Origin of the sequence: Klugiella xanthotipulae (genome assembly GCF_006716695.1) — a bacterium.
Taxonomy (GTDB): Bacteria; Actinomycetota; Actinomycetes; order Actinomycetales; family Microbacteriaceae; genus Klugiella; species Klugiella xanthotipulae.
Genome location: NZ_VFPN01000001.1, coordinates 239,524 through 264,281 on the forward strand (window position 1 = coordinate 239,524; position 24,758 = coordinate 264,281).

23 protein-coding genes are annotated in these 24,758 nt (G+C 63.6%); 9 read left to right on the forward strand and 14 right to left on the reverse strand.

From position 1 onward, the window contains the following. Positions 1-130: 130 nt before the first annotated feature. Positions 131-856, forward strand: a complete 726-nt coding sequence (locus FB466_RS01080; RefSeq protein ID WP_141915156.1) for a hypothetical protein — start codon at positions 131-133, stop codon at positions 854-856. Continuing rightward, positions 849-1,145: a transcriptional regulator gene (locus FB466_RS01085; protein ID WP_141915158.1), complete on the forward strand. Its 297-nt coding sequence runs from the start codon at positions 849-851 to the stop codon at positions 1,143-1,145. Before FB466_RS01080 ends, FB466_RS01085 begins: the two co-directional genes overlap by 8 nt. 92 nt (positions 1,146-1,237) lie before the next feature. Here the strand turns inward: FB466_RS01085 and phoH2 are convergent, their stop codons facing one another. Together phoH2 and FB466_RS01095 are read right to left on the reverse strand one after the other, a co-directional pair. After that, positions 1,238-2,512 (reverse strand): RNA 5'-3' helicase PhoH2, encoded by a 1,275-nt coding sequence (phoH2, locus tag FB466_RS01090; protein WP_246054540.1) that lies wholly within the window; start codon positions 2,510-2,512, stop codon positions 1,238-1,240. A 325-nt stretch (positions 2,513-2,837) separates the two neighbouring features. After that, entirely contained in the window at positions 2,838-3,623 is a 786-nt protein-coding gene (locus FB466_RS01095; protein ID WP_141915161.1) for an isoprenyl transferase, read from the reverse strand. A 62-nt stretch (positions 3,624-3,685) separates the two neighbouring features. Here FB466_RS01095 and trhA point away from each other — a divergent pair, with 62 nt between their 5' ends. Further along, on the forward strand, positions 3,686-4,489 hold the full coding sequence (trhA, locus tag FB466_RS01100) for a PAQR family membrane homeostasis protein TrhA (protein WP_141915163.1): 804 nt from the start codon (positions 3,686-3,688) through the stop codon (positions 4,487-4,489). A 201-nt stretch (positions 4,490-4,690) separates the two neighbouring features. Here trhA and recQ read toward each other — a convergent pair whose 3' ends face one another. The 3 genes from recQ to mca are packed head-to-tail and all read right to left on the reverse strand — an operon-like array spanning position 4,691 to position 7,913. Further along, positions 4,691-6,718 carry a DNA helicase RecQ gene (gene recQ, locus FB466_RS01105; RefSeq protein WP_141915164.1) on the reverse strand — a complete coding sequence of 676 codons (2,028 nt, stop codon included), beginning with the start codon at positions 6,716-6,718 and terminating at the stop codon, positions 4,691-4,693. A gap of 4 nt (positions 6,719-6,722) precedes the next feature. Next, a complete protein-coding gene (locus tag FB466_RS13570) occupies positions 6,723-7,061 on the reverse strand; it encodes a hypothetical protein (protein ID WP_211344729.1) in 339 nt (112 codons plus the stop codon). Next, the gene (gene mca / locus FB466_RS01115; RefSeq protein ID WP_141915166.1) at positions 7,062-7,913 is read right to left on the reverse strand and encodes a mycothiol conjugate amidase Mca; all 852 of its coding nucleotides are present in this window, start codon (positions 7,911-7,913) and stop codon (positions 7,062-7,064) included. A gap of 160 nt (positions 7,914-8,073) precedes the next feature. On the opposite strand from mca, the gene FB466_RS01120 reads away from it, so the two are divergent. Both FB466_RS01120 and greA read left to right on the forward strand, forming a co-directional pair. Then, entirely contained in the window at positions 8,074-8,472 is a 399-nt protein-coding gene (locus tag FB466_RS01120; protein ID WP_170205971.1) for a DUF4307 domain-containing protein, read from the forward strand. 69 nt (positions 8,473-8,541) lie between these two features. After that, a complete protein-coding gene (gene greA / locus FB466_RS01125; RefSeq protein ID WP_141915169.1) occupies positions 8,542-9,033 on the forward strand; it encodes a transcription elongation factor GreA in 492 nt (163 codons plus the stop codon). A 36-nt stretch (positions 9,034-9,069) separates the two neighbouring features. Here greA and ilvA read toward each other — a convergent pair whose 3' ends face one another. Both ilvA and FB466_RS01135 read right to left on the reverse strand, forming a co-directional pair. Continuing rightward, complete coding sequence (ilvA, locus tag FB466_RS01130) at positions 9,070-10,314, reverse strand: threonine ammonia-lyase (RefSeq protein ID WP_141915171.1); 1,245 nt, start codon at positions 10,312-10,314, stop codon at positions 9,070-9,072. Beyond that, positions 10,311-11,528: an AI-2E family transporter gene (locus FB466_RS01135; protein ID WP_141915173.1), complete on the reverse strand. Its 1,218-nt coding sequence runs from the start codon at positions 11,526-11,528 to the stop codon at positions 10,311-10,313. The genes ilvA and FB466_RS01135 overlap by 4 nt, the downstream gene beginning before the upstream one ends. A gap of 88 nt (positions 11,529-11,616) precedes the next feature. Between FB466_RS01135 and FB466_RS01140 the strand changes: the two genes are divergently transcribed. Further along, positions 11,617-12,810, forward strand: a complete 1,194-nt coding sequence (locus FB466_RS01140) for a winged helix-turn-helix domain-containing protein (protein ID WP_141915175.1) — start codon at positions 11,617-11,619, stop codon at positions 12,808-12,810. A gap of 45 nt (positions 12,811-12,855) precedes the next feature. Here the strand turns inward: FB466_RS01140 and FB466_RS01145 are convergent, their stop codons facing one another. From FB466_RS01145 to FB466_RS01155, 3 genes are all read right to left on the reverse strand, one after another. Further along, complete coding sequence (locus FB466_RS01145) at positions 12,856-14,250, reverse strand: aldehyde dehydrogenase family protein (RefSeq protein WP_141915177.1); 1,395 nt, start codon at positions 14,248-14,250, stop codon at positions 12,856-12,858. Between the two features lie 132 nt (positions 14,251-14,382). Then, entirely contained in the window at positions 14,383-14,676 is a 294-nt protein-coding gene (locus FB466_RS01150) for a hypothetical protein (RefSeq protein WP_141915179.1), read from the reverse strand. Continuing rightward, the gene (locus tag FB466_RS01155) at positions 14,673-15,998 is read right to left on the reverse strand and encodes an inorganic phosphate transporter (protein ID WP_141915180.1); all 1,326 of its coding nucleotides are present in this window, start codon (positions 15,996-15,998) and stop codon (positions 14,673-14,675) included. The genes FB466_RS01150 and FB466_RS01155 overlap by 4 nt, the downstream gene beginning before the upstream one ends. 312 nt (positions 15,999-16,310) lie before the next feature. Between FB466_RS01155 and adhP the strand changes: the two genes are divergently transcribed. Continuing rightward, positions 16,311-17,333, forward strand: coding sequence for an alcohol dehydrogenase AdhP (gene adhP, locus FB466_RS01160; protein ID WP_211344731.1), 1,023 nt, complete (start codon positions 16,311-16,313; stop codon positions 17,331-17,333). A 144-nt stretch (positions 17,334-17,477) separates the two neighbouring features. On the opposite strand, the gene FB466_RS01165 is transcribed toward adhP, so the two are convergent. Then, positions 17,478-18,320: an aldo/keto reductase gene (locus FB466_RS01165; RefSeq protein ID WP_141915182.1), complete on the reverse strand. Its 843-nt coding sequence runs from the start codon at positions 18,318-18,320 to the stop codon at positions 17,478-17,480. 5 nt (positions 18,321-18,325) lie between these two features. Further along, positions 18,326-18,805, reverse strand: coding sequence for an 8-oxo-dGTP diphosphatase (locus FB466_RS01170; RefSeq protein WP_141915184.1), 480 nt, complete (start codon positions 18,803-18,805; stop codon positions 18,326-18,328). A gap of 57 nt (positions 18,806-18,862) precedes the next feature. Between FB466_RS01170 and FB466_RS01175 the strand changes: the two genes are divergently transcribed. Beyond that, positions 18,863-21,016: a S9 family peptidase gene (locus FB466_RS01175; protein ID WP_141915186.1), complete on the forward strand. Its 2,154-nt coding sequence runs from the start codon at positions 18,863-18,865 to the stop codon at positions 21,014-21,016. 31 nt (positions 21,017-21,047) lie between these two features. Continuing rightward, positions 21,048-21,308 (forward strand): mycoredoxin, encoded by a 261-nt coding sequence (locus FB466_RS01180; protein WP_246054485.1) that lies wholly within the window; start codon positions 21,048-21,050, stop codon positions 21,306-21,308. A gap of 80 nt (positions 21,309-21,388) precedes the next feature. Here the strand turns inward: FB466_RS01180 and FB466_RS01185 are convergent, their stop codons facing one another. Both FB466_RS01185 and FB466_RS01190 read right to left on the reverse strand, forming a co-directional pair. Beyond that, positions 21,389-22,417, reverse strand: a complete 1,029-nt coding sequence (locus FB466_RS01185; protein ID WP_141915189.1) for a 6-phosphofructokinase — start codon at positions 22,415-22,417, stop codon at positions 21,389-21,391. Between the two features lie 93 nt (positions 22,418-22,510). Next, a complete protein-coding gene (locus FB466_RS01190; RefSeq protein ID WP_141915191.1) occupies positions 22,511-24,619 on the reverse strand; it encodes a DEAD/DEAH box helicase in 2,109 nt (702 codons plus the stop codon). Positions 24,620-24,758 lie beyond the last annotated feature (139 nt).

The window sequence follows — 24,758 nt, forward strand, 5'->3', positions numbered from 1 at the left end:
TTCTCTGAGGGTCGCACCCGGCCCTGATGGTGAACGAAACACCTACCGCACTTGCGCACGGCTCATTCATCACCTACTCTGCATTTACGTTTACTTTGAAATACAAAGTACTTTCGAAAGCGGAACAATTATGTCACCCACCTCCGTTTCTCCCGCAGACCCCACACCAGAACCGGCGAGGAACTCCTCACTGAACACCGACACCGAGGCCCTCGACCCATTCGCCATGCTCGCCCTCGCCGATAACCAGCAGCGCAGCATCGAGCAACAGATGGGCAGCTTTGTCCCCGCCCTGGCACTGATATGGGCGGTCGCCTGGTCCGTGGGCTTCACCATGCTCTGGCTCATCGACGGCCTGGCTCCGAAGTTTTCCCTGCCCCTGCCTGCCGCCATCATCACGTTTGCCAGCCTCATCCTGGTCGCCGCCGGACTCTCGACCTGGATGAGCATCCGGGCCAACCGCGGCATCAAATCCTCGGCGGAGAGCGCCTTCACCGGCATCATCTACGGGGCAATGTGGGCGGCGGGTAGCATCGCCATCATCGTGTTTGGCTACGGCCTTGAGGCAAACGGGATGAGCGCCGAGCTCGCCACCATCTACTACCCCACCGCGTTTGTGCTCTTCGCCGGCATCATGTACGTGATGGCGGGGGCCATCTGGTCCGAATCGTTCTCAGCTGTTACTGGCGGCCTCCTGATGGTGTTGGCCGTCGTCGGCCCCTTCTGTGGCTACCCAAACCACTACCTCTGGTTTGGCCTCGCGGGCGGCGGCACGTTTGCCCTCCTCGCACTCGTGTCGTTTATCCGGCTGCGCCGGGTGCGCGCCCTCGCCGAGGGCGGTGGGAGACATGGCTGACCTCGACCCCGTCATCCACGCCCAGGCCCGGTTGCGCATCACGGCGGCGCTGGCCACTCTCGACCAGGACCAAAGCATCGCGTTCCCCCGGCTCCAGGAACTCCTCGATATGACCCCCGGCAACCTGTCCACTCACCTCAAAAAGCTGGAGGACGCCGACTACATCGTGCAGACAAAGGAGTTTCTCGGCCGCAAACCCGTCACCTACCTGCGCCTCAGCACGCGCGGTCGCCGCGCCTACGAGGACTACCGCGAGCAGCTGCGCGCCCTCCTCGACAGAGAACCCTAACCGCCCTCCTCGCCACACCACCAGGGGTGAGTTTTCTCCGCCAGACCGGGTTTATTTCCCTACCCGGCGAAGAAAACTCACCCTGGATGCGTCTACGCGAGCTCGGTGCCCTCCAACAATTCGGTCACCAGGGCGGCGATCTCGCTGCGTTCCGAGCGGGTGAGAGTGATGTGGGCAAAGAGCGAGTGACCCTTGAGCGCCTCGATCACGGAGGCCACACCATCGTGGCGACCCACCCGCAGGTTGTCTCGCTGCGCCACATCGTGGGTGAGCACCACGCGTGAGTTCTGCCCGATTCGACTGAGCACCGTGAGCAGCACATTGCGTTCCAGCGACTGCGCCTCGTCCACGATCACAAACGCGTCGTGCAGCGACCGGCCACGGATATGGGTGAGGGGAAGGACCTCCAGGATGCCCCGCTCCACCACCTCCTCCAGCACATTCTGCGAGACGACAGCCCCGAGCGTGTCAAACACCGCCTGACCCCAGGGATTCATCTTCTCACCCTGATCCCCCGGCAGGTAGCCGAGCTCCTGACCGCCCACCGCGTAGAGCGGGCGGAACACCATGATCTTCTTGTGCATACCACGTTCCAAAACGGCTTCCAGGCCGGCTGCGAGCGCGAGCGCAGACTTCCCCGTTCCCGCTCGACCCCCCAGCGACACGATACCCATCGACGGGTCGAGCAGCAGATCAATGGCGAGCCGCTGCTCGGCGGAGCGGCCATTCACGCCAAAAACGTCACGGTCGCCACGCACGAGGCGCATACTGCCGGGACCGTCCACCCGGCCGAGGGCCGACCCGCGGTCGGAGTGCACGATCAGTCCGGTGTTAACGGGCAGGTCACGCACCTCCTCGGTGTCCATGTGTTCGGTATCGTACAGGTCACTCATCTGCTCGTTCGACAGGTAGATGCTGGCGAGACCCGTGTAGCCGGAGTCAACCGACTGCTCGGCCCGGTACTCCTCGGCAGCCAAGCCGATCGAGGCTGCTTTGACGCGCATCGGGAGATCCTTCGAGACCACCGTAACCGCGAGACCGTCGTTGGCCAGGTTGTGGGCAACCGCGAGAATCCGTGAGTCATTGTCCCCCAGTTGGAGCCCGCTGGGCAGCGAGGACATCGTGGAGTGGTTGAGTTCCACCCGCAGTGAACCACCCTCGCCCACCGGGATGGGAAAGTCGAGCCGCTCATGCTGCACGCGCAGATCGTCGAGTAGACGCAGCGCCGCCCGGGCAAAGTAGCCAATTTCCGGGTCGTGACGTTTGCCCTCCAACTCGGAGATGACGACAACGGGCAGGACCACCGCATGCTCGGCGAAACGGAACAGTGCCCGTGGGTCAGACAACAAAACCGAGGTATCTAACACGTAGGTACGCTCGGCCTGGTTCTGATTCTGAGGCTCCCGCCCGGCCGGCCGCTCGGCCGCCCCGCTGAAGTTTCCGCTTGTTTGGTTCGATAGTTGATCGCGCACAACCACTCCCGTCCCGAGCGACGTATCGCTCGGTTCCTCAGGCGATACGACCACAGATTTCGGGTTCGAGAAGAACATATGTGGCCGTCTCGACCGGGCGCGGTGCCCGGTACTCCCGACGGTACGTCTGATCGAGAAAATTTTCCAGCAGTGACACACCGGGGAAGGTAACCATCGGGTTAACAGGGACTGTGTACCCGGTGGATCACGAGCGGAGTTCCTACCCGCCGAACCTCCGCTGCCGCCGCGAATAGTCGCGCAGCGCCCGCAGGAAATCGACCTCACGCAGATCCGGGTAGAGCGCCTCCACGAAGTAGAACTCGCTGTGGGCGCTCTGCCACAGCATGAAGTCACTCAGCCGCTGCTCACCCGATGTGCGGATAACAAGGTCGGGGTCAGCCTGGCCCTTGGTGTAGAGATGCTCACCAATCAGTTCAGGGGTGAGGGTCTCCGCGAGGGCGTCGAGGGTGCCACCTCCGGCGCGGTGCGTGTCGATGATGCTGCGTACGGCCGCCGCGATCTCGCTGCGCCCGCCGTAGCCCACGGCCAGGTTGACCTGCATCTCGCGGTTGCCCGCGCTGCGCCGTTCGGCATCCCGAAGCGCCGTCACCAGGCTCTCAGGTAAACCCTCACAGCTGCCCACCTGTTGCACCCGCCAGTTTCCGTTGGCAGACAGGTACTCAGCCAGGTCGGCGATGATGCCAAAGAGTTCGTCCAGTTCGGGGCCCGCCCGGCCCGCAAGATTGTCGGTCGAGAGCAGATAGAGGGTGACCACGCCGATGCCGCGCTCCTGGCACCAGCCCAAAAACTCGGGAACCTTACGAGCCCCCGCACGATGCCCATGCGCGGCGCTCTCCAACAGGCGCTGCTTAGCCCAGCGGCGGTTACCATCCACAATGATCGCCACGTGGTGCGGGGTGCGGGAGTCGTCAATCTGTGCACGCAGGCGATGCGCATAGAGACGGTAGAGAATCCCCTCGCCTCGCCCCTCACTTTGCCTGGTCACAGAGATACGTTATCCGATGTTCATACACGCGGCTGACGGATGCACCACCTAGCATGGGGTCTATGGGAAACTCACAGCGACCGGAGAACACGGGCAACAGCGACCGGCCCGCCAGTGTTGCGGACGACACCGCACGGGATACCGGGCCGGGTCTCGCCGAGGACGGGGCAGTAGAACTGCCCAACATTCCGCTGTTGGAGGCATCCGATACCGCACCCGTCGAGGTCAAACCCACCTGGCGCGGCTGGATTCACGCGGGAACTTTCCCCGTCACCATCATCGCCGGGGTGGTGCTGATCGTGCTCGCGGAGGGCACCGTGGCCACCTGGGCCGCGACGGTCTTCACCCTCAGCAGTATGCTGCTCTTTGGCAACTCGGCGCTCTACCACCGTGTGAACTGGCGGCCCGCCGTGAAGAAAGTGTTCAAACGTATCGACCACGCCAATATTTTTGTACTGATTGCGGGCACGTACACGCCGCTGGCCCTGCTGGCCCTCCCACCCGAGAAGGGGATTCTGCTGCTGGTTCTCGTGTGGGCCGGGGCCGTTCTGGGCATCGGTTTTCGCGTGTTCTGGCTGGCCGCACCCCGCTGGCTGTACGTGGCCATCTACATCCTGCTCGGCTGGGCCGCGGTCATGTACATGGGCGACCTGTTCCGGGTGAGTCCCACCATGATGGTGCTCGTGATCGTGGGTGGCCTGTGCTACACCGCCGGGGCCGTGATCTACGGACTCAAGAAACCCAACCCCGTGCCCGGAGTGTTTGGCTTCCACGAAATCTTCCACACGCTCACGGTCATCGCGTTCCTCTGCCACTGGGTCGCCACACTCATCATCTCACTGCATCCGGCATATCACGCGGGATAGCCACCATCGCTCGTTGCGAGAATCACCAGGTGGATGCGGGGGTCAGCACGACCGCACGAAAGTATTCCTCGACGAGTTGCCCGACAAAGACAGATAGCTTCACCCAGGAGACAGCGCCGAGGTCCTCTCCCCCCTCGCACCCGATTTTTGGACTGGTGTCAGCGTTGGGCAGGACGCCTTCATCTGCGAGGGCCGCCGCCACTAAAAATCCCCGAGCACCGCCAACAGAGCCTCACCGTAGCGCGCGTGCTTCTGCTCGCCGATACCGCTGATACCCAGTAGCGCCTCGGCGGTGCGCGGCAGCTCCACAGCGCAGGCCCGCAGCGTCGCATCGCCAAACACAATGTATGCGGGAACCCCCTGCTCTCGGGCCTCGGCCGCACGCCAGGCCCGCAGCGCCTCAAACACGGGCAACTGCGCCTCGGTCAGTTCGGCGGCCGCAGCCGACCGGGAGCCGCTCGTCTTCTCGGGCCGCGGGGCACGCAGCGGTTCGTGACGCATGAGCACCTTCTGGCTACCCCGCAGCACCCCGACACTCCCCTCACTCAGTGCAAGAACGCCGTAGTCGCCCTGGGCGGCGAGCAACTGACGGGCGAGCAACTGACGCACCACTCCGCGCCACTCCTGGTCGCTCAGGTCTTTGCCGATCCCCCAGGTACTCAACTCGTGGTGAGCGGAGGAACTACTGCGCGGGTTTTCTTTGCCGCGCAGGATGTCGATCACCTGCCCGGCCCCAAAGCTCTGGTTGCGCTCGCTCTTCAGCCGGGCCACGGTGGACAACAGCTTCTGGGCGGGCACCGTGCCATCCCACACCTCGGGCGGGTTGAGGCAGGTGTCGCAGTTACCGCAGGGCTGGGCCACTGGCTCACCAAAGTAGGCGAGCATCCCCACCCGGCGACACTCGGTTGTCTCGCACAGGGCGAGCATGGCGTCGAGGTGCTGCGTCTGCGAGCGCTTGTGCACAACATCACCGGGTGACTGCTCGATCATCCGGCGTTGCTGCACCACATCCTGTAGGCCGTAGGCCATCCAGGCGTCGGAGGGCAAACCGTCCCGGCCCGCACGGCCCGTTTCCTGGTAGTACCCCTCAACCGATTTGGGCAGGTCGATGTGGGCAACAAAACGCACATCGGGTTTGTCGATACCCATGCCAAACGCAATCGTGGCCACGATCACCACGCCGTCCTCACGCAGAAAACGTGACTGGGCCCGGGATCGCACCTGGGCATCCAGCCCGGCGTGGTACGGCTCAGCATCCACACCAACGCTGCGCAGATACTCCGCGGTCTTCTCTACCGTGTTGCGGCTCAGGCAGTAGACAATGCCCGCCTCATCCGGATGCTCACCCTGAATAAACGACGATAGCTGGGTTTTTACCGACGCCTTGTTCACGATGCGATAGCGGATGTTCGGCCGGTCAAAACTCGATACGAAAAGCTCAGCGTCGCCCAGCGAGAGGCGTTCGACAATCTCTCGGCGGGTCTCCGCCGTCGCCGTGGCGGTGAGGGCCACCCGCGGAACATGGGGCCACCGCTCGGCAAGCACGTTGAGGGTGAGGTAGTCGGGGCGAAAGTCGTGACCCCACTGCGACACGCAGTGCGCCTCATCAATCGCGAAGAGCGAGATTTTTCCGCGACTGAGCAACTGTTGAGTACCCGGTGCGCTGAGCCGCTCGGGGGCCACGTAGAGCAGGTCAAGCTCACCCGAGAGAAAGGCGCGCTCCACGGCAGCGCGCTGCGCGCCGTCCTGGGTGGAGTTGAGAAATTCAGCGCGGATGCCCACCGCACGCAGGGCGTCCACCTGGTCGTGCATCAGCGCGATAAGCGGCGAGACGACGACCCCCACGCCGTCGCGCAACAACGCGGGAATCTGGTAGCACAGCGACTTACCACCGCCGGTGGGCATCAGGACAACGGCATCCCCGCCGCTCGCCACCCGCTGCACGATATCAGCCTGCTGACCGCGAAACTCGGGGTAGCCGAAAACGCGATGCAGGATCTCCCGTGCACGCTCGCGCAACTCGGGCTCCGGCACGGGTTCGGCAGAAACAGATGCGACGGGCGGATGTTCCGGTTCAGATAGGCCCTGCACCGGTGCACCGTGTCCGCCCCAGGGGTCGCCCTGCGGCTCCCAGGAATCCCAATCGGGCTCAGCGTAGTCGTCGTAGTCGGGCGGAGATTCGGACCCCGGCAGCGCATTGTGGGCGGGGGCAGCACCGTCGGGAACCATGTGGTTAGCGGGGGGTGGAGTCGGAATCGGCGGGCGAAACGGGTTCGCCCGACCCCACGAGAGGAGCGACAGAGGCGGTGGGATCCGCACTCTCAACCGTCTCGCCACGTGCCTGAGCCTCCTCTGCGTCGAGCAGAGCGCCCACCTCGGCACGGTAGCGGGTGCGGCGTACTCGGCGCATCATATCGAGACCTAAGAGCACTGCCATGAGGGCCACAAACGCCGTCGCCAAAAAGCCCACAGCCCCGGGGGTCACATCCTCATTATCAACCGCGACGGGTGCCGTCGTAGCAGCTCCCAGCAGGCCGATGACGAGGGGGTTGGTTAGCAGAAGGGTCAGCATCTAGTCGTCCTCACTAATTCCCTGGAAAAGGTCCGCCTCCGGGGTGGCGGTGGCGACACGGGATGCCGCCAATTGGTAGTCCTCGTACGGCCAGGCCTCCTGTTGTACCCGGTTGGGCCAGAAGAAGAACGAGCTATCGGGTGCGACCTGGCTGGCGTGAGCCTTGAGCGCCTGGTCACGCCGCTCAAAAAACTCGCCCACCCGCACCTGGGTGGTGGCGTTGAAGGGGCGGTCGCGCATCCACCCCACCATTTCGTTGAACTGGGTCAGCAGCGGCGAGTCTGGGTCGATCTCGGCCAGATGTTTACCCACGGCCTCCATGCGGGGAAAATTGAAAATGCGTTCGTAGTAGAGCTTAGAAACGGCCCAGGGCTCACCAGCCTCGGGGTAGCGCTCCGGGTCGGCCGCAGCCTCATAGGCAGCCATACTGATTTCGTGGCTACGAATATGGTCTGGGTGGGGGTAGCCACCGTTCTCGTCGTACGTAACGATAACCTGCGGGCGAAACTCGCGCACCACACGCACCAGGTGCTCGGCCTCAATCTCCACCGGAATATCGGCAAAGCTCCCGGGCGGCAGCGTGCCATCCTCCCGGGCCATCCCCGAGTCTACGTAGCCGAGCCAGCGATGCTGGAATCCGATGATGGACTGGGCATCAGCCATCTCCAGGCGACGCAATCCCGCCAGGTCGCGGCGAGCGAGCGCATCCCGCTCCAGATGGTCGTTCAGAATATCCCCGCGTTCGCCTCCCGTGCACGACACCACCATCACCTCAACGCCCTCGTTCAGATAGTGGGCGTAGGTCGCAGCACCCTTACTTGATTCGTCGTCAGGATGAGCATGAACAGCCATGAGTCGCAGTGACACCAATCGCCTCATTTCTTTGCGGAAGTCGTGGGATAAACGGCGACCGTAAGGAATCGTCGGCACCGCAACCAATGGTACGACAACGTAGGCTATCCCTAATAACGAATTCGAACAGGATGGGAGCAACGTGACGGAGTCTGCTGCTGTGAGGGAACAGCATCTCGAAGACCGCTACGGCAGGTCCGCCTCCCGCAGACTCGATAAAAGACTCCTCGGCGTGTTCGGTGGTGCGCTCGGGCTCCTCCTCGTTGCCTGGGTGATCTGGGCCACCCTGAGCGGCAACAGCGCCACACTGGAGTACCGTAACCTCGGCTACGACACCATCAGCGATCACAGCGTGGAGGTCCTGTACGAGGTGACGGCCCCCGCAGGTTCCTCCGTCGCCTGTGTGGTGCAGGCGCTCTCGGAGTCCTACGCCGTCGTCGGGTACCGGGTTGTGGTGCTCCCCGAAAGCGACCAGCGCACCCGGAGCTTCACCGAATCGCTTCGTACCGTGGCACCCAGCAACACGGGTGTGGTTGATCGCTGCTGGATTCTGTCTTAGCTCTGCTAGCCTTGACGGAATCGCCCTAACGTCACCGTTAGGGCGCGCGTCGTATGTGAGGAGTTCGCCATGTCGAACGAAGCAACTGAAACCTGGCTGACCCAGGAGGCCTACAACCGTCTCCGAGACGAGCTAGACACCCTGAGCGGATTTGGCCGCGAGGATATCGCCAAGAAGATTGAGCTGGCCCGAGACGAGGGCGACCTTAAGGAAAACGGTGGTTACCACGCAGCAAAGGACGAGCAGGGCAAGATGGAGGCGCGCATCCGCACCCTCACCAACCTGCTCAAGATCGCCACGGTGGGGGACGCTCCCGAAAGCACCGGGGAGGTCGTTGTGGGCACCGTCATTACCGCGACCGTGATGGGTGACGAAGAGACGTTCCTTCTCGGCAACCGCGAAATTGCCGGTAATAGCGATCTCGATGTGTACAGCGAGCAAAGCCCACTGGGTGCGGCGATCCTGGGCCTCAAGGTGGGCGAATCCACCAGCTACGAAGCACCCAACGGCCGTAGCATCCCGGTGTCTATCGTCAAGGTCGAGACGTACAACGGTCAGTAATGTGGCGTTGGGTGGGGTAGCGACCCGGTACTGGGCTTAGAGCCCCTCCAGCCGGATGCGGTACCCGGCACCACGCAGCCGCTCAACCACCTGGTCACGGTGCTCCGGCCCGCGCGTCTCGATGTGCAGTTCGAGCTCCACCTCACTGATTTGTAGACCCGAGCCGTGCCGCGTGTGCTGCACCTCGACCACGTTCGCGTTGGCCTCGGACACAATCTCGGCCGTACGGGCAAGCTGCCCGGGACGGTCCGGTAGCATCACACGCAGTTTGAGGTAGCGGTCGGAGGCCGCGAGGCCGTGACTAATCACGCGCTGCATGAGCATTGGGTCAATGTTTCCGCCAGAGAGAATCGTGGCGGTCGGACCGTTCGCGGGGATCAACCCCGCAAGCATGGCCGCAACGCCCACCGCACCTGCGGGCTCCACCACCAGCTTGGCTCGCTCCAACAGCACGAGGATACCGCGGGCAATATCGTCGTCGCTGATCGTGACCACCTCATCCACGTACTCACGGATGATCTCAAAGTTGAGGCGGCCCGGTCGGCTCACCGCGATACCGTCGGCGATTGTGGGGGTAATCGTCACGTCAAGCGGCTTCCCCGCGGCGAGGGAGGGTGGGTAGGCGGCGGCGTTTTCAGCCTGCACCCCGATGATTCTCACGCTGCGGCCGTCCGCACGGGCACGCAGCTTAGCAGCAGCAGCCACGCCTGCGATAAGCCCGCCACCGCCAATCGGTACCACGAAGGTCTCGATCTCAGGTGCCTCGTCAAGCATTTCGAGGGCAAGCGTGCCCTGACCGGCCACCACGTCAAAATGGTCAAATGGCGGGATGAGCACGGCACCCGTGGCTTCGGCAAACTCAGCAGCAGCCCGGAGCGGCTCCTCAACCGTGTGGCCGCGCAGCACCACCTCAGCCCCATAGTTGCGGGTGGCCTGGAGCTTGGGCAAAGCAACGCCCAGCGGCATGAAGATCGTGGCCGCGATGCCCAGCTCACGAGCAGCAAATGCCACCCCCTGAGCGTGGTTACCGGCCGAGGCGGCCACGACACCGCGGGCCTTCTCCTCGGGTGTCAACTGGGCCATCCGGTTGTAGGCCCCGCGAATCTTGTAGGATCCCGTACGCTGAAGGTTCTCGCACTTGAGATAGACCTGGGGGACGCCGATCAATTCAGCCAAATAACGCGAGGTTTCGAGCGGTGTGCTCTGCACCACCCGTGACACCACACCGCGTGCGGTCTGAAAATCGGCCAGGGTGGGGTGCGGGTGAGTTGTGGTGGTCATTCGACGGACTTCTCCAAATCGGCGGGGGTGGGGGCTACGGCAGGGGTGGGTCTACCCGCGAGGCCGGTGGGATGCGAGTGTGCAAGTGGGTCTGGTTTTCCCTTCCACACACCCGAGGTGAGATAGTTCACCATGCTGTTGAGCGCCGCAGCGATCGGCACGGCAAAAAGCGCCCCAGGGATACCGGCCACGAGTGTTCCGATGCTCACCGCGAGCACGACGCCCAGCGGATGCACCCGCACTGCGCTGCCCATCACGAGCGGCTGGAGGACGTGACCCTCGACCTGATTCACAAGGATCACGATACCGAGCATGATGAGGGCGTTCACGGGTCCGTTATAAATCAGTGCGACGAAGGCGGCAATCGCACCCGTAGTGATCGCCCCGAGGAAGGGCACAAACGACCCCAGGAAAACCATAATCGCGATGGGTATGGCCAGCGGAACCTGAAGGATGCCGGCACCGAGACCGATACCCACCGCATCCACAAAGGCCACCAGGATCTGCACACGCACGTACTGCCCAACAGACACCCACCCGGCACGGCCCGCACCGTCGGTCGCCGCACGGGCGCGGGTGGGCATAAAGCCGACAAACCAGCGCCAGATCCGGGCACCGTCGATCAGGAAGAAGAGAGTGGTGAAGATCGTCAGCAGCAGCCCGGCCAGCACGTGGGTGAGGGTGCTGGTCACCGAGAGGGCACCGTTGAGGAAGAAGCTGCGATCGGCGTTGAACCCCTCGATGAAATCGTTGATCGTAGTGTCTACCTGCTTCTTACTGAAGTGGAAGGGATCGCCGCTCAACCAGAGTAGAAACTCGTGATAGGCCTCCTCGGTGCGCTGACCCAGACCACCAAGGCCCTCTCGGAACTGGGTAATAATGAGGACGAGCAACAGACCAACCCCCGCGATCAAGCTCAGCAGGGTAATCGTAACGGCCAACCACTTGGGAAGTTTCCAAGCGATCAAGCGGTTTTGTAAGGGCATCAGCAGGGCCGCAAGCAGGGCCGCAATAACCACGGGGATGACCACAATGCGCAGCGTCACCACAAGCCACAAGAAACCGGCCAGGGCGACCACAATGAGGATTAATCGCCACGACCAGGCCGCCGAAATGCGAATGCCAAATGGCACGTAATCCCTGACCTCGGTGGGCGGCGCGGCGGGAGAACCCTGTGGCTCCGGGGCGTTCTGTGGTGTGTCGTTCTGCGCCATTGGTTCAGTCTAGTTGTTTCACCCATGCGCGCCAGGGATACGGCAGGCAGGTGAATCGAGTGTCGGTAGCATCCGCTAACCTGACGCCATGCCAGAGTCACTTTCGCTCGGCCAGGCACGCCGTCTGGCCCTTGGGGCGCAAAACCTACACCGCCCCCAACCCGAACTCACCACCCGTCGCCGCGTGAGGAGCCTTCTCACGGGCCTGGGGGTTATGCAGATCGACTCGGTCAACGTGTTTGAGCGCAGCCACTATCTGCCCGCCTTCTCCCGACACGGCGGCTACGACACCGGCCTCCTTGATTCCACCCTGTTCACGAGCGGGGAGTACGTGGAGTATTGGGCACACGAGGCGGCCTTTATCCACCGTGAACTGTGGCCGATGTTCCGCTGGCGCATGGCGGAGCGTCGAGATGCCGGGGCCGCCACCGGCGGTTGGGCCGCCGAGCACGCTGACACAATCGACTGGGTGCGGCGCGAGCTCGCCGAGAGGGGCCCTTCTCTGGTACGGGAGATCGAGGGAGATGTACGGCGCACACGCGGCGAGTGGTGGGATTGGTCGGAGGTCAAACGCGCGGTGGAGTGCCTATTTGGTTGGGGCGAGGTGACCACGCTCGGGCGGGAGCGCTTCGAGCGCCGCTACGCGCTCACCGAGCAGGTACTCTCCCCCGAGATCGTCGGCCGTCGGGTGCCCGAACCGGATGCCCACCGCCACCTGATCGAGACGGGCGCACGGGCGCACGGGGTTGGCACCCTGCACGACTTCGCCGACTACTTCCGGCAGCCACTCGCGGCCGCCCGCCGCGCCGTGGCTGAGCTCCAGGAGGAAGGCGTGCTCGTCCCCGTCACGGTTGAGGGATGGACCACCTCCTCGGGCTCTCCACTGCCCGCGTGGCGACACCGGGATGCCGTCATCCCGCGCTCCGCCGGTGCCAGCGCCCTCCTCTCCCCCTTCGATCCGGTCGTGTGGTTCCGCCCCCGCATCGAGCGGCTTTTCAACTTCCACTACCGAATTGAGATCTACACGCCCGAGGCCAAGCGCGTGTACGGCTACTACTCACTACCCGTACTCCTCGGCGACCGGCTCGTGGGTCGGGTCGATCTCAAGAACGACCGGAAAGCCGGCATCCTCCGCGTGCAATCAGCCTGGCAGGAGGAGGGCGCACCCGCCGACACCGCCGAGCGTGTGTGGCAGCTACTGGAACGCGCGGCCGAGTGGCGCGGCTGCTCCGGAATCACCGTCTCGGGTCGGGGTAATCTGCCGCTCGCGGAGCATATGTAAGTCGAAGCGCGCATCGTTGGAGAGTGCGCCACCCGGCACCGGAGCCTAGGAGATCCGTCGCAGCAGGCGGCGAATGACCGTCTCTTTACCCGCTGTATACGGCGGCATAATCGTGGACCGCAGCGTATCCGGGCTGAGCGGTTTACTGAGCACCGCTTTCTCATGGCTAAAGGTGAGGAAGGAGCGCTGCCCGTGGTAGGCACCCATGCCGCTGGCACCCACCCCACCGAACGGCAGATCGGGCACCATCAGGTGAGCCATAGGCACACCAAAGGCGAGTGCACCCGAGCTGGTCTCGTCGGTCCAGCGCTGACGGGTACCCCCATCCTCACTGAACACATAAAGCGCAAGAGGCTTATCGCCGGAGCGCACGTAGCCAATCGCATCGTCCAGGTCTGAGACCGCGATCATGGGGAGAATGGGGCCAAAGATCTCGTGGGCCATCACCTCGGAGTCTCGCGACACATCCGTGAGTACCGTGGGCTCGATAAAGAGGTCCTCCACATCCACCCCGCCACCCACCACAGCGGTACCATCGTCGATGAGGGCGGCCAGGCGCTCGGTATGCCGGGTATTCACAATGCGGCCGTAGTCTGGATTCTTCTGCGCCGCAGTGCCGTAGAGGCTACGCACCGCCTCGGCGAGCAGGGGCGTCAGTCTCTGGATAACTGGCTCGGTGGCCAGGAGATAGTCGGGGGCCACACAGGTTTGCCCGGCGTTCACAAACTTGCCCCACGCGATGCGCTGGGCGGCCTGTCGCAGATCGGTGGTTTCGTCCACGTAAACGGGCGACTTACCGCCGAGCTCCAGGGTCACGGGGGTGAGGTGCTGCGCGGCGGCCGTCATCACGATGCGGCCCACCGTGCCGTTTCCCGTATAAAAAATGTAGTCAAACTTCTCACTCAGCAGCGCCGTGGTCTCCTCGACGGCTCCCTCAATAACCGTCACCGCGCGGTGATCCAGGTAGCTGGGGACGATGCGGGCCAGTAGTTCGGAGGTGTGCGGTGCCAGCTCACTCGGCTTAATCACCACGGTATTACCCGCCGAAAGCGCTCCGATCACGGGCGAAAGCGCCAACATCAACGGGTAGTTCCACGGGGCGATCACGAGCACAACACCATAGGGCTCCGCAACGATGCGAGCCGAGGCGGGTTGGAGCGCGAGCGCTGTGCGCACCCGAGTGGGACGCATCCACCTGCGCAGTTGGGCACGGGTGTGATCGATCTCGGTCAGCAAAAACCCCAACTCGGTGAGGACCCCCTCAACCGGCGATTTGCCCAGATCTCGCTGGAGTGCCGTCTCGAAGAGCGCGGTGTTATCACTGAGCATCCGGCTCAGGGCGCTCAACTGGCCGTCCCGCCACTCGTCGGAACGGGTGAGGCCGCTTGCGAAGTGTTTCCTCAGCTGAGCCACGGCCTCGGGGATGTGCTGTTCCGTCATAGGGGACATCCTACGCCTCGACCCGCTCCGTGCCACCGCTGCCGGGCAACCCGCAGCCGAAACCCAGATATTCGCCCCGAGACGAGAACCTCAGGCAGAGGGACCGCCCCGTGTCCGCGGTGAGTGCGGTCTCTAGGCGTGCAGGGCCGGCACAATCAGGTAAATACCGAAAAGCACACACGCAATGCAGAGAGCAAAGCACACATTGGCTCCGACGGTGGCCCAGCGAGGCCTGCCGAGCTCCTCGATATCGTCAAACTCCTCGTCGCGGGCATCCCCGAGGGGTTCAAAGCTACCGTCCTCGCGGGGTACGCGCGCCGCCGGCATGGCCAGGAAGCGGATACCCAGGGAGTACAGGCTGACAACGATGGTTGCAGCCACGAGGGCCGTGCCAAAGACGGTCAAGAACGCAATCCAGTCGATCACTTACTGTCCTCAACTTTCTGCCTGGAAGTGTCGTCCTCCGCGGCGGCTTGGGCCTCAGCCTTGGCCTCGGCTTTGAGCGCCTGCGCTTCAAGCTTGTCGTGCATCACGGCCGATTGGGCCACGGGTGTCAGCGGGGGAACCGTGCCGGTGTCGGTCGGTACTCGGCGGATTTTACGCTTCCGGATGCGGACAGCGTAGCCCGACTCGGCCACATCGCTCACGGCGTTATTGGCGCTGATTCGGTTGCGCTTGGACAGCAGGAAGATAACCAGGATGACGCCCACCCCCACAATCGCGTCAATCGCGATACCCACGGGGCCCAGATGCGCCACCCACGCGGCAATCGCACCAACGGCCCCCGCGGCGGGTAGGGTCATCACCCAGCCGACGGCGATTCGGCCCACGGTGCGCCACCGCACGGTGGAGCCACGCCGCCCGAGGCCGGAGCCGATCACGGAGCCCGAAGCAACCTGCGTGGTGGACAGGGCAAACCCGAGGTGGCTGGAGGCGAGGATCGTGGCAGCCGTGCTCGTCTCGGCGGCGAACCCCTGCGCAGGCTTCACATCGGTGAGGCCCGCACCCAGGGTACGGATAATGCGCCAGCCGCCCGAATAGGTGCCGAGGGCAATAGCCAGGGCGCACGAGACGATGACCCACAGTTGAGGGCCGGTACCCGCCTCCTGCACATTGGCAGCAACGAGCGTGAGCGTAATGATACCCATCGTCTTCTGGGCATCATTGGTGCCGTGGGCGAGGGCGACGAGCGAGGAGGAAGCGACCTGAGCGTATCGGAATCGGCCGCGACCATCCGGCTTGCCGTCGTATCGGCGAGTGATGGAGTACGCAACACGGGTCGCGACGAAGGCTACGATTCCGGCGGTAACCGGGGCGGCCAGGGCAGGCAGGATCACTTTAGACAGCAATACTCCGCCGTCGATGGCGTTGATTCCCGTACCCACAATGGCGGCACCGATGAGTCCGCCAAAGAGCGCGTGCGAGGAACTGGAGGGGAGACCAAGCAACCAGGTCACCATATTCCAGATAATGGCCCCGACGAGACCGGCAAAGATCATCTCGGGTGAGATGAGCACCCCGCCATCACCCTCACGGATGATGCCCTGCGAGATGGTCTTGGCCACCTCGGTGGACAGGAACGCGCCCACGAGATTCAGAATGGCTGCCAAGAAGACAGCGGTCTTCGGCTTCAGCGCACCGGTCGCAATGGGGGTAGCCATCGCGTTCGCGGTGTCGTGAAAACCGTTGGTAAAGTCGAAAAAGAGGGCCAGCGCGATGACTAGCAGCACGATAAGTGCGAGTTCCACCGAAGTCTTCCTGTCGAGACGTATCTTCCTCGCGCGCGTGAAAGTGTTCGATGAAATTCATCGAAAGTCCCTTAACGCGAAGCGTGCTGTTAGCGCACACAAACGATGCTTGCAGGGCGCGCCACTCAGGTCAAGTCGAGAACAGATTTCACCCCCTGAGTCACGTCCATTTCATAGCTGCTACAACGCAACCCTGTTGCAACCTTTTCGCTTCACGTCAAAGCATTTTCCGGCCTATCCTGAGGGCCAACGACGTTAGCATCAGCGTCGGGCAGACCCTGCCACAATTTTATTCAGCTCAGGAGTACATTCATGTCTGGAACAATGCGGGCCGCTGTGGTTCACGAACTCGGTAAGCCCCTTACGATTGACGAGGTTCCCATCCCGGAGCCCGGATACGGTCAGGCTCTCGTTAAGGTTGAGACCACGGGTGTGTGCCACACCGATCTGCACGCTGTAATGGGCGACTGGCCGGTCAAGCCTAAGCAGCCCCTCATCCCCGGTCACGAAGGCTACGGCGAAGTAGTCAAGCTGGGCGAGGGCGTCACCGACCTCGCAGTTGGCGACAAGGTCGGCAACGCGTGGCTCTGGTCCGCCTGTGGTGTCTGCCAGTACTGCCGTACCGGCTGGGAGACGCTCTGCGAGAAGCAGCAAAACGGCGGATACTCGGTTGACGGTTCCTTTGCCGAGTACATGCTCGTTGATACCAAGTACGCCGCCCGCATCCCCGCGGGTGCCGACCCTGTCGAGGTTGCCCCCATTCTCTGTGCGGGTGTCACGGTCTACAAGGGTCTCAAGATGACCAACGCTCGCCCCGGCGAGTGGGTTGTCATCTCCGGCATTGGTGGCCTCGGCCACATCGCCGTCCAGTACGCCGTGGCCATGGGCCTCAACGTGGTCGCCGTCGATGTTGACGACTCCAAGCTAGAGCTGGCCACGAAGCACGGTGCACTGCTCACGGTTAACGCCATGAACGAAGACCCCGCCGAGGTTGTCCAGCGCGAGGTGGGCGGCGCTCACGGCGTGCTCGTTACCGCGGTACACCCCAAGGCCTTCGGCCAGGCCCTTGGCGTCGCCCGCCGCGGTGCGACCATCGTCTTCAACGGTCTGCCCCCGGGAGACTTCCCCGCCAACATCTTCGACATCGTGCTGCGTGCCATCACGATCCGCGGGTCCATCGTGGGAACCCGTCAGGACATGATCGAGGCGCTTGACTTCTACGCCCGCGGGAAGATTAAGCCCACGGTCGCCACCGAGTCGCTCGACGATATCAACAGCATCTTCGACCGTATGACCAAGGGCCAGATTGATGGCCGCATCGTCATGAAGCTCTAACACCCCCGATTTGGTGGGGGCAGCGCTCGCGCCGTCCCCACCACCAGATGTGCCCCGGATGCTCCCGCCTCTCCTGCGTTCGGGGCATTTCTGTACCCGACGCGTCTGACCCCGGGAGGTAGCACACCACCCGGGCGTCGAGCGTTACTGTTCCTCGTGGGTGTCGGGGTCGCCGCCGAAAAGGCGGCCATCTGGACGACCCAGGGCCGTGATCGCGGCGATTTCACCCTCCGACAACTCGAAACCGAACAGGTCAAGGTTCTGCCGCTGCCGCTCAGGTGTCGCCGATTTCGGGATCGGCAGCGACCCAATCTGCGTCTGCCAGCGGAGGATTACCTGCGCGGGGGTCACCTCGTGTGCGCGGGCGGCCTCCACAATCACCCGCTCACCGTAAGGAGCTTTACGCTTGCCCAGCGGGCTCCACGACTCGGTCTGAATCCCCAGCTCAGCGTGTACAGCACGCAACTCCACCTGCGGAAAATACGGGTGCAACTCCACCTGGTTCACGGCGGGCCGAATGCCAGTCTGCTCAATAATGCGACCCAGATGCTCCGCGGTGAAGTTACTCACGCCGATCGAGCGGGCCAGACCCTCCTCCTGTAACCGGATGAGGGCGCGCCAGGCCTCCACATAGTTGCCCACCGCGGGATTGGGCCAGTGGATGACGTAGAGATCCACATACTCGAGACCCAGCCGCCACAGCGATTCGTGCGCGGAGTCAATCGCGCTGTTGAACTCGTGGTAGCGCCCGGGAAGCTTCGTGGCCACCTGGAGGGCCGCGCGGTCCACACCCGAGCGGCGGATGGCCTCACCTACCGCCCCCTCATTCTGGTAGTTCACCGCGGTGTCGATCAGGGTATATCCCGCGTCAATCGCGCTCTGGATAGCCGTTACGCCTGCCTCACCGAGGAGGGGATAGGTGCCGAAGCCGATCTGAGGGAGGGAGTTTCCGTCGTTCAGGGCGTAGCGGGGAAGGTGTACTGACATACCCCTCAGCGTACGGTGTGAGTCGCCACCGTGTGAAGATCCGGGCCAAACCGAAAATCGGCATCCACGGTACCGCCCGTGAGCACGGCAGGCAACCAGTACTGGGCATCATCCCACAGCAGCGAGTAGTCGATTCCGGCAACGGGATACCAATCGAGCTCTAGCTCATCGGAATCGGCCGGTGTTCCCGACCACTCTCGGGCCACAAAGACAGTAGATTCCTGGTCCCACTCGGGGCAATCGGGAAAGCTGTACCGCACCCGGCCCACCTCGGTAACAGCCTGGCTGCCAATATTGAGTCCGGCTTCCTCGGCCACCTCGCGCACAATCGCCTGCACGGGGGTTTCTTCCCCCTCCAGTTTGCCGCCGGGGCCCACGAGTTTGCCCTCGCCCAGTCCGCGCTTCTTACGACCCAGGAGAACCTCTTCGCCCGCGCCGTTGCCGGGGCGAAGGAGATAACATACACACACCTGGGGCACAGTCATAGGTTTTAGCTTAGTGGTTGGGCCACGGCACCTCGATCCGCGCGATAGCGTAGAGGGGTGACCACCTCTCCCACCTCCGACACCGTCTCGCCCGCCCGCCCCCACGCCCCGCAGCGACCCACCGCGCGCACCCACCACGGTGACACCGTCATCGACAACTACGAGTGGCTGCGCGAGAAAGACTCCCCCGAGGTGATCGCCTATCTGGAGGCAGAAAACGCCTACGCAGACGCACGTACCGCCCACCTGGAGCCCCTGCGCGAAAGCCTGTTCACCGAGATCAAGGAGCGCACGGTTGAAACCGATATGTCGGTACCCACGCGCCTCGGTGACTGGTGGTACTACGCCCGCACGGTCGAGGGCCAGCAATACGGGTTGCAGTGCCGTGCACCGCTGGCCGGGCCGGATGATTGGACCCCTCCCCGGTTGGACCCCCAGGTTCCCGTACCGGGGGAACAGCTCCTGCTCGACGGCAATGTGGAGGCCGAGGGCCACGACTTCTTCTCACTCGGCAGCTTCGACGTGAGCGGCTGCGGCTCCCTGCTGCTCTACTCAACCGACACGATCGGCGACGAGCGCTACACCATCCGCATCCGCGACCTCGCCACAGGCCGCGACCTACCCGACACGATCCCGGAGACCTCCCCCGGCGCGATTTTTGCGCCGGATGCCGCGACCATCTACTACACCACCTGCGACGAGGCGTGGCGTCCTGATACCGTGTGGTGCCACCCGCTCGGCTCCTCGGAGGCCCCCACCCGCGTTTTCCACGAACCCGATGAGCGCTACTGGGTGGGCGTGGGCCGCACGCGCAGCCGCCGTTATCTGATCATCGAGTTGGGCTCCAAGATCACAACCGAATATCACCTGCTGGATACCCGCGAACCCGAGGCAGGCTTCCGTATCGTGTGGCCACGCCGAGAGGGTGTCGAGTACTCCGTTGAGCACGCCGTGCTGAACGGAGAGGATGTACTGCTCGTGCTGCACAACGACGGCGCGCCCAATTGTGAGCTGGTGGCCCTCGCCCCGAGCATCCCGGGTACCGGCCCGGAGGGTGCCCGCGTGGTAATTCCCCACAACGACACCGTGCGACTCGAAGATGTGTCAGCGTTTGAGACTTTCATCACGCTGGATTACCGCCGCGACGGTCTCACTCAGGTGGCGCTCGCCCCGGTATCCGCCCTGGCCGGAACGCTCACCACGGCCGATAGTGAGCTGGCCTTCGACGAGCCCCTCTACACCGTGCACTCGGGCGGAAACCCGGAGTGGAGCCAGCGCACCCTGCGGCTCAGCTACGGCTCCCTCGTGACCCCCTCGACCGTACTCTCGGTGGATGTGGCGACAGGCGAGCGCAGCATCCTCAAACAGCAGCGAGTGCTCGGTACCTTCGACCCCGCACGCTACGAGCAGCGGCGCGAGTGGGCGATTGCGGCCGACGGCACCCGCATCCCGATCTCGCTTGTCTCTGCAACAGCGGTGCCAGGGCAGCCCGATGACGGCCCCCGCCCGCTGCACCTCTACGGCTACGGCTCCTACGAGAGCAGCATCGACCCTGGCTTCTCGATTGCGCGACTCTCGATGCTTGATCGCGGCGTCATCTTTGCCATCGCACACGTGCGTGGTGGTGGGGAAATGGGCCGCTACTGGTACGAGGAGGGCAAGCTTCTCGCGAAAAATAACACGTTTACCGATTTCATCGCGTGCGCAGAGCACCTGATAGCCCGCGGCTATACGGTGCCCGAGCGGATGGTCGCCGAGGGCGGCAGCGCCGGTGGGCTACTGATGGGGGCCGTGGCCAATCTAGCCCCCGAGCTATGGGCGGGTATCCTCGCCTCGGTGCCGTTTGTGGACCCGCTCACGAGCATTCTGGATCCCTCGCTCCCCCTCACCGTGATCGAGTGGGACGAGTGGGGCGACCCGTTGCACAACTCGGACGTTTACGCCTACATGAAGGCCTACTCGCCCTACGAGAACGTCCGCTCGGATGTGCGCTACCCGCGCATCCTCGCAATGACGAGCCTCAACGACACGCGCGTGCTCTATGTGGAGCCTGCCAAGTGGATCGCGCGCCTGCGGGAGAACAACGCACCCGTCCTCCTCAAAACGGAGATGACGGCCGGACACGGCGGGGTCAGCGGCCGCTACAACGCGTGGCGCGAACGCGCGTTCGAGCTCTCCTGGCTCCTCGACGTGCTGGGCCTTGCAGCGTAACACCCCACGGAAGCGTGCGATGATGGATGCCATGAGTGACTACATCCCAGAATCCGGCACGATCACCATGTTTTCAACCCCCTGGTGCGGCTACTGCCAGCGGCTGAAGGGCCAACTGAAGCGGGCGGGCATCGGGTACACCGACATCAATATCGAGGAGACCCTCGGCACGGCCGAATTGGTCGAGTCGATCAACAACGGCAACCAGACCGTTCCCACCGTGCTCTACCCGGACGGGTCGAGCGCGACCAACCCGTCGCTCGCAGATGTGCAGGCCGCGCTGAGCGTGTAACCCGCTACCACCGCCTGAGGAACGCGTCGGCTGCCTCCGCCGGGAGGCAGCCGACGCGTTCCTCAGGACAGACACACGGTCTAGCCGAAAAGAATTGCGGCTTCGTCGTAGCGGTGCTGGGGCACGGTCTTCAACTCGCCAAGCGCCTCGTCGAGACCCACGACCTGCACCTCGGTTCCGCGTAGCGCCACCATATTGCCCCAGCGCTCGGCCAGGACGGTGTCGATGGCCGCAAGGCCCAGGCGGGTGGCGAGCACCCGGTCGTAGGCGGTCGGAACGCCGCCGCGCTGAATATGGCCGAGCACGGTCGCTCGCGACTCAATGCCGGTGCGCTGCTCGATCATGGGGGCGAGGATCTCGGCGATACCCCCCAGCCGCGGCCGGTTAAAACCATCAAGGCCCTTCGTGGAGTAGGCCTCATCCATTGTGTCCAGAGTGAAACCCTCGGCCACCACGAGCAGGGGTGCGCGGCCGCGATCACGAACGCTCTCCACCCAGGTAACGATCTGGTCGATGCTCACCGGCTGCTCCGGGATAAGGATAGCGTGCGCACCGCCGGCCATACCCGAGTGCAGCGCAATCCAGCCCACGTGGCGACCCATCACCTCAAGCACCATGCAGCGCTTATGCGAGTCACCGGTGGTGCGGAGGCGGTCAATCGCCTCCGTGGCGATCTCCACAGCAGTATCGAAGCCGAAGGTGTAGTCGGTTGCGCCCAGATCGTTATCAATGGTCTTGGGGACGCCAATAATCTTGATGCCCGCATCCGCGAGTCGCTTGGAGGCGGCCTGGGTCCCCTCACCGCCGATTGCTATCACCGCATCCACGCCGAGACGATCCAGTGTTTTCTGGATGTTCTCCGGGCCCCCGCTGGGCCCCTCATACGGGCCAAAACGGCTCGTACCGAGGATGGTCCCGCCCTGCTTGGCGAGGCCCCGCACACGGTGACGATCAAGAGGGATGACGTCCCCCTCAACAAGACCGCGCCAGCCGTCTCGAAAACCCACAAACTGCTGCGAGTAGACGCTGGTTCCTTTCAGCACAATTGCGCGAATCACCGCGTTAAGCCCGGGGCAGTCACCACCGCTCGTTAAAATTCCGATTTTCATACACCACTCCTCATGGTTCCTGTTCATAGTGGAGGGTACTTATTACGCACCGTACGGCCGCGCGGACCGCCGATGCCCCTGGCTAGCGCACCGTTATGACGATGCTATCGCGCTTTTCAGCAGGTGGATGAGCGCCTCCAGTTGAACCGAATTACCGGTGGAGGTATCCGCCTCGTTACCGTCGAGCGCCCGGGAGGCCAGGCCTGCCTTGCTGTCGATCAGCTCGGCAATCTTGCTGTCGATGGTGTGCGCGGCGATGATCCGCCAGGCGGTGACGGGTTCCTCCTGGCCGATGCGGTGCACACGGTCAATCGCCTGAGTCTGCTCGGCATCCGTCCAGCTGAGCTCGGCGAGCACCACGTTGGAGGAGGCCTGTAGGTTCACGCCCACACCGGCCGCCGTGAGTGAACACACCGCAATCGACACCGCGGGATCGTTGTTGAAGGCGTCAATCTGGGCCTGGCGCGACTCGGAGGTCTGGTCGCCCCGAATCGAGATGGTGCGCAGGCTACGCTCAGCAAATGCGGCTTCGGCGGCATCCATGACATCGATGTGCTTAGCGAAGAAAACCACCTTGCCCACCGAACGGGCCAACTGCGCGGCGTAGTCGGCGGCGAGCGAGGCCTTCGCCTGACCAATCTGACGCACCATAGTGAACACATTGATGCCCTTCTGGCTGCCCGATTCTTCGAGCTCCTGGCTCGCAATCATACGGATGAGCGCCTCGGTTGAGAGCTCGGTACCCAACCTGCCCGTGAGGGAGCGGTTGTAGCGCTCCAGCATTTTGCGGCCCAACTCCTCCTCAGCCTGGCGAATACTGCGACCCAGATCGTCGTCGAGCTCGACCGGGAGATCAACCACGCGCTTGGCCGGCAGATCGGCGGCCACATCCACCTTCTTGCGGCGAACAATACCCATATCAATCACGGTTTCACGGGCCGCAGCGTAAAAGCCGGGATCGGCCGGGGTGAGACCGGTATCTTCCAGGCGGTGCATCAACTCGGGGGCAGGCTTTGCCTCGTCGGTCCAGCCAAGGAAACGCCAGATGGCGCGGAAATCATCTACATCGTTGATCAGCGGGGTACCCGTGAGCGCCATCATCAGCGGCTTTCCGCCGGGCGTGTTCTTGCGGATACGGTCGGCAATCGCAAGCACATTCTTGGAACGCTGCGATTGGAGGTTCTTGATCATGTGGGCCTCGTCAACCACCATGCCGCGGAAGCCCATCTTGCCGATCCAGCTCAGGTGGCGATCCAGGATCTCGTAGTTGACCACAAAGACGTCGGCGAATGCATCGAGGTTCTGACCGTCACCCTGAATCACGGTGGCGCGGCGCTGCGGCGTCCAGCGGTGCACCTCGCGGGCCCAGTTCATCTTGACCACGTTGGGCACCACCACGAGCAGCGGGTAGGCGTTGGCGACGGAGGCCGCAAGCACCGATTGCGCCGTCTTACCGAGTCCGGGCTCGTCGGCGAGCAGGAAACTGCGGTGACCGTTGCCCACAGACTCCAGGAAGCGGGACTGGTGGCGCATGAGTTCGTGACCGCGGGGGGCCAGGCGGTCAACCGGAGGAGCCTCGGGCAGAGGCATACACGCAGCCTTACCACCGGCACCCTGTTCAAACGATTTGAAGAGCGGACCGAGCAGCTCCCAGCTGGCCAGACGAACAACGGGTCGCTTGGCGGGAAGAGGGGTAAGGTCGGGGGCCAGAAATGGGTTGGAGCGCTGGCGGGCGATCACGGTGGGCGGCAGAACCTGGCGCTCAGCGAGTTCGGGCGGCACAATGGCCTCGGCGGGAGCGGCGACGGGTTCCTCCTGGGGAACCTCCAGGCCGGCGGTCTCCATGAGGCTACGACGCAGCTTACGACCCGCCTCGGAGAGCGTGGCCTCCGGCTCCAGCAGGGTAATAAGAGAGGTATCGCGGGCAGCAGCCTTCGCCAGAATCGATGCAATGCCGTCGAGGCGTTTGAGCGTTTCGGCCCGGTCACCATCACTCAGGTTCGGATCCGACTTGGCACGGGCCCGCTCGTCGCGCATGAGAAGCGCAATCACCTGAAACTTGGTGCGGTTCATGGGCGTGGCCTTCCCACGCTGGGCAGAAGCCTCCACCTCGCGAACGGCGCGCGCGAGCAGAGGGATGAGACCCTCGTTGTGGGCCTGTTTGGTGCGGGCCGGGGCTTGCTGTAGTTCTGGCTGAGCCATGTTTCTCCTGATCGGAATCCAACACACGTTGGTTCGGAACGATTACGAACCCCCCGCTAAACGCTCGGTGAGGTTCTGATAGATAACAGAGTTTCCGTGCTCGAGCAACGAATAAGACGGTCGAGCGGGTGATGGGAAA

What these genes read in the sequence shown, in the direction of transcription:
- FB466_RS01080 (WP_141915156.1), top strand. Translation starts at nt 131, where the DNA reads ATGTCACCCACCTCCGTTTCTCCCGCAGACCCCACACCAGAACCGGCG.
- FB466_RS01085 (WP_141915158.1), top strand. Translation starts at nt 849, where the DNA reads ATGGCTGACCTCGACCCCGTCATCCACGCCCAGGCCCGGTTGCGCATC.
- trhA (WP_141915163.1), top strand. Translation starts at nt 3,686, where the DNA reads ATGGGAAACTCACAGCGACCGGAGAACACGGGCAACAGCGACCGGCCC.
- recQ (WP_141915164.1), bottom strand. Translation starts at nt 6,718, where the DNA reads ATGGTTCCCGACGGTGCTGCCCCCGCCCACAATGCGCTGCCGGGGTCC.
- FB466_RS13570 (WP_211344729.1), bottom strand. Translation starts at nt 7,061, where the DNA reads ATGCTGACCCTTCTGCTAACCAACCCCCTCGTCATCGGCCTGCTGGGA.
- mca (WP_141915166.1), bottom strand. Translation starts at nt 7,913, where the DNA reads ATGGCTGTTCATGCTCATCCTGACGACGAATCAAGTAAGGGTGCTGCG.
- greA (WP_141915169.1), top strand. Translation starts at nt 8,542, where the DNA reads ATGTCGAACGAAGCAACTGAAACCTGGCTGACCCAGGAGGCCTACAAC.
- ilvA (WP_141915171.1), bottom strand. Translation starts at nt 10,314, where the DNA reads ATGACCACCACAACTCACCCGCACCCCACCCTGGCCGATTTTCAGACC.
- FB466_RS01135 (WP_141915173.1), bottom strand. Translation starts at nt 11,528, where the DNA reads ATGGCGCAGAACGACACACCACAGAACGCCCCGGAGCCACAGGGTTCT.
- FB466_RS01140 (WP_141915175.1), top strand. Translation starts at nt 11,617, where the DNA reads ATGCCAGAGTCACTTTCGCTCGGCCAGGCACGCCGTCTGGCCCTTGGG.
- FB466_RS01145 (WP_141915177.1), bottom strand. Translation starts at nt 14,250, where the DNA reads ATGACGGAACAGCACATCCCCGAGGCCGTGGCTCAGCTGAGGAAACAC.
- adhP (WP_211344731.1), top strand. Translation starts at nt 16,311, where the DNA reads ATGTCTGGAACAATGCGGGCCGCTGTGGTTCACGAACTCGGTAAGCCC.
- FB466_RS01165 (WP_141915182.1), bottom strand. Translation starts at nt 18,320, where the DNA reads ATGTCAGTACACCTTCCCCGCTACGCCCTGAACGACGGAAACTCCCTC.
- FB466_RS01170 (WP_141915184.1), bottom strand. Translation starts at nt 18,805, where the DNA reads ATGACTGTGCCCCAGGTGTGTGTATGTTATCTCCTTCGCCCCGGCAAC.
- FB466_RS01180 (WP_246054485.1), top strand. Translation starts at nt 21,048, where the DNA reads ATGAGTGACTACATCCCAGAATCCGGCACGATCACCATGTTTTCAACC.
- FB466_RS01185 (WP_141915189.1), bottom strand. Translation starts at nt 22,417, where the DNA reads ATGAAAATCGGAATTTTAACGAGCGGTGGTGACTGCCCCGGGCTTAAC.
- FB466_RS01190 (WP_141915191.1), bottom strand. Translation starts at nt 24,619, where the DNA reads ATGGCTCAGCCAGAACTACAGCAAGCCCCGGCCCGCACCAAACAGGCC.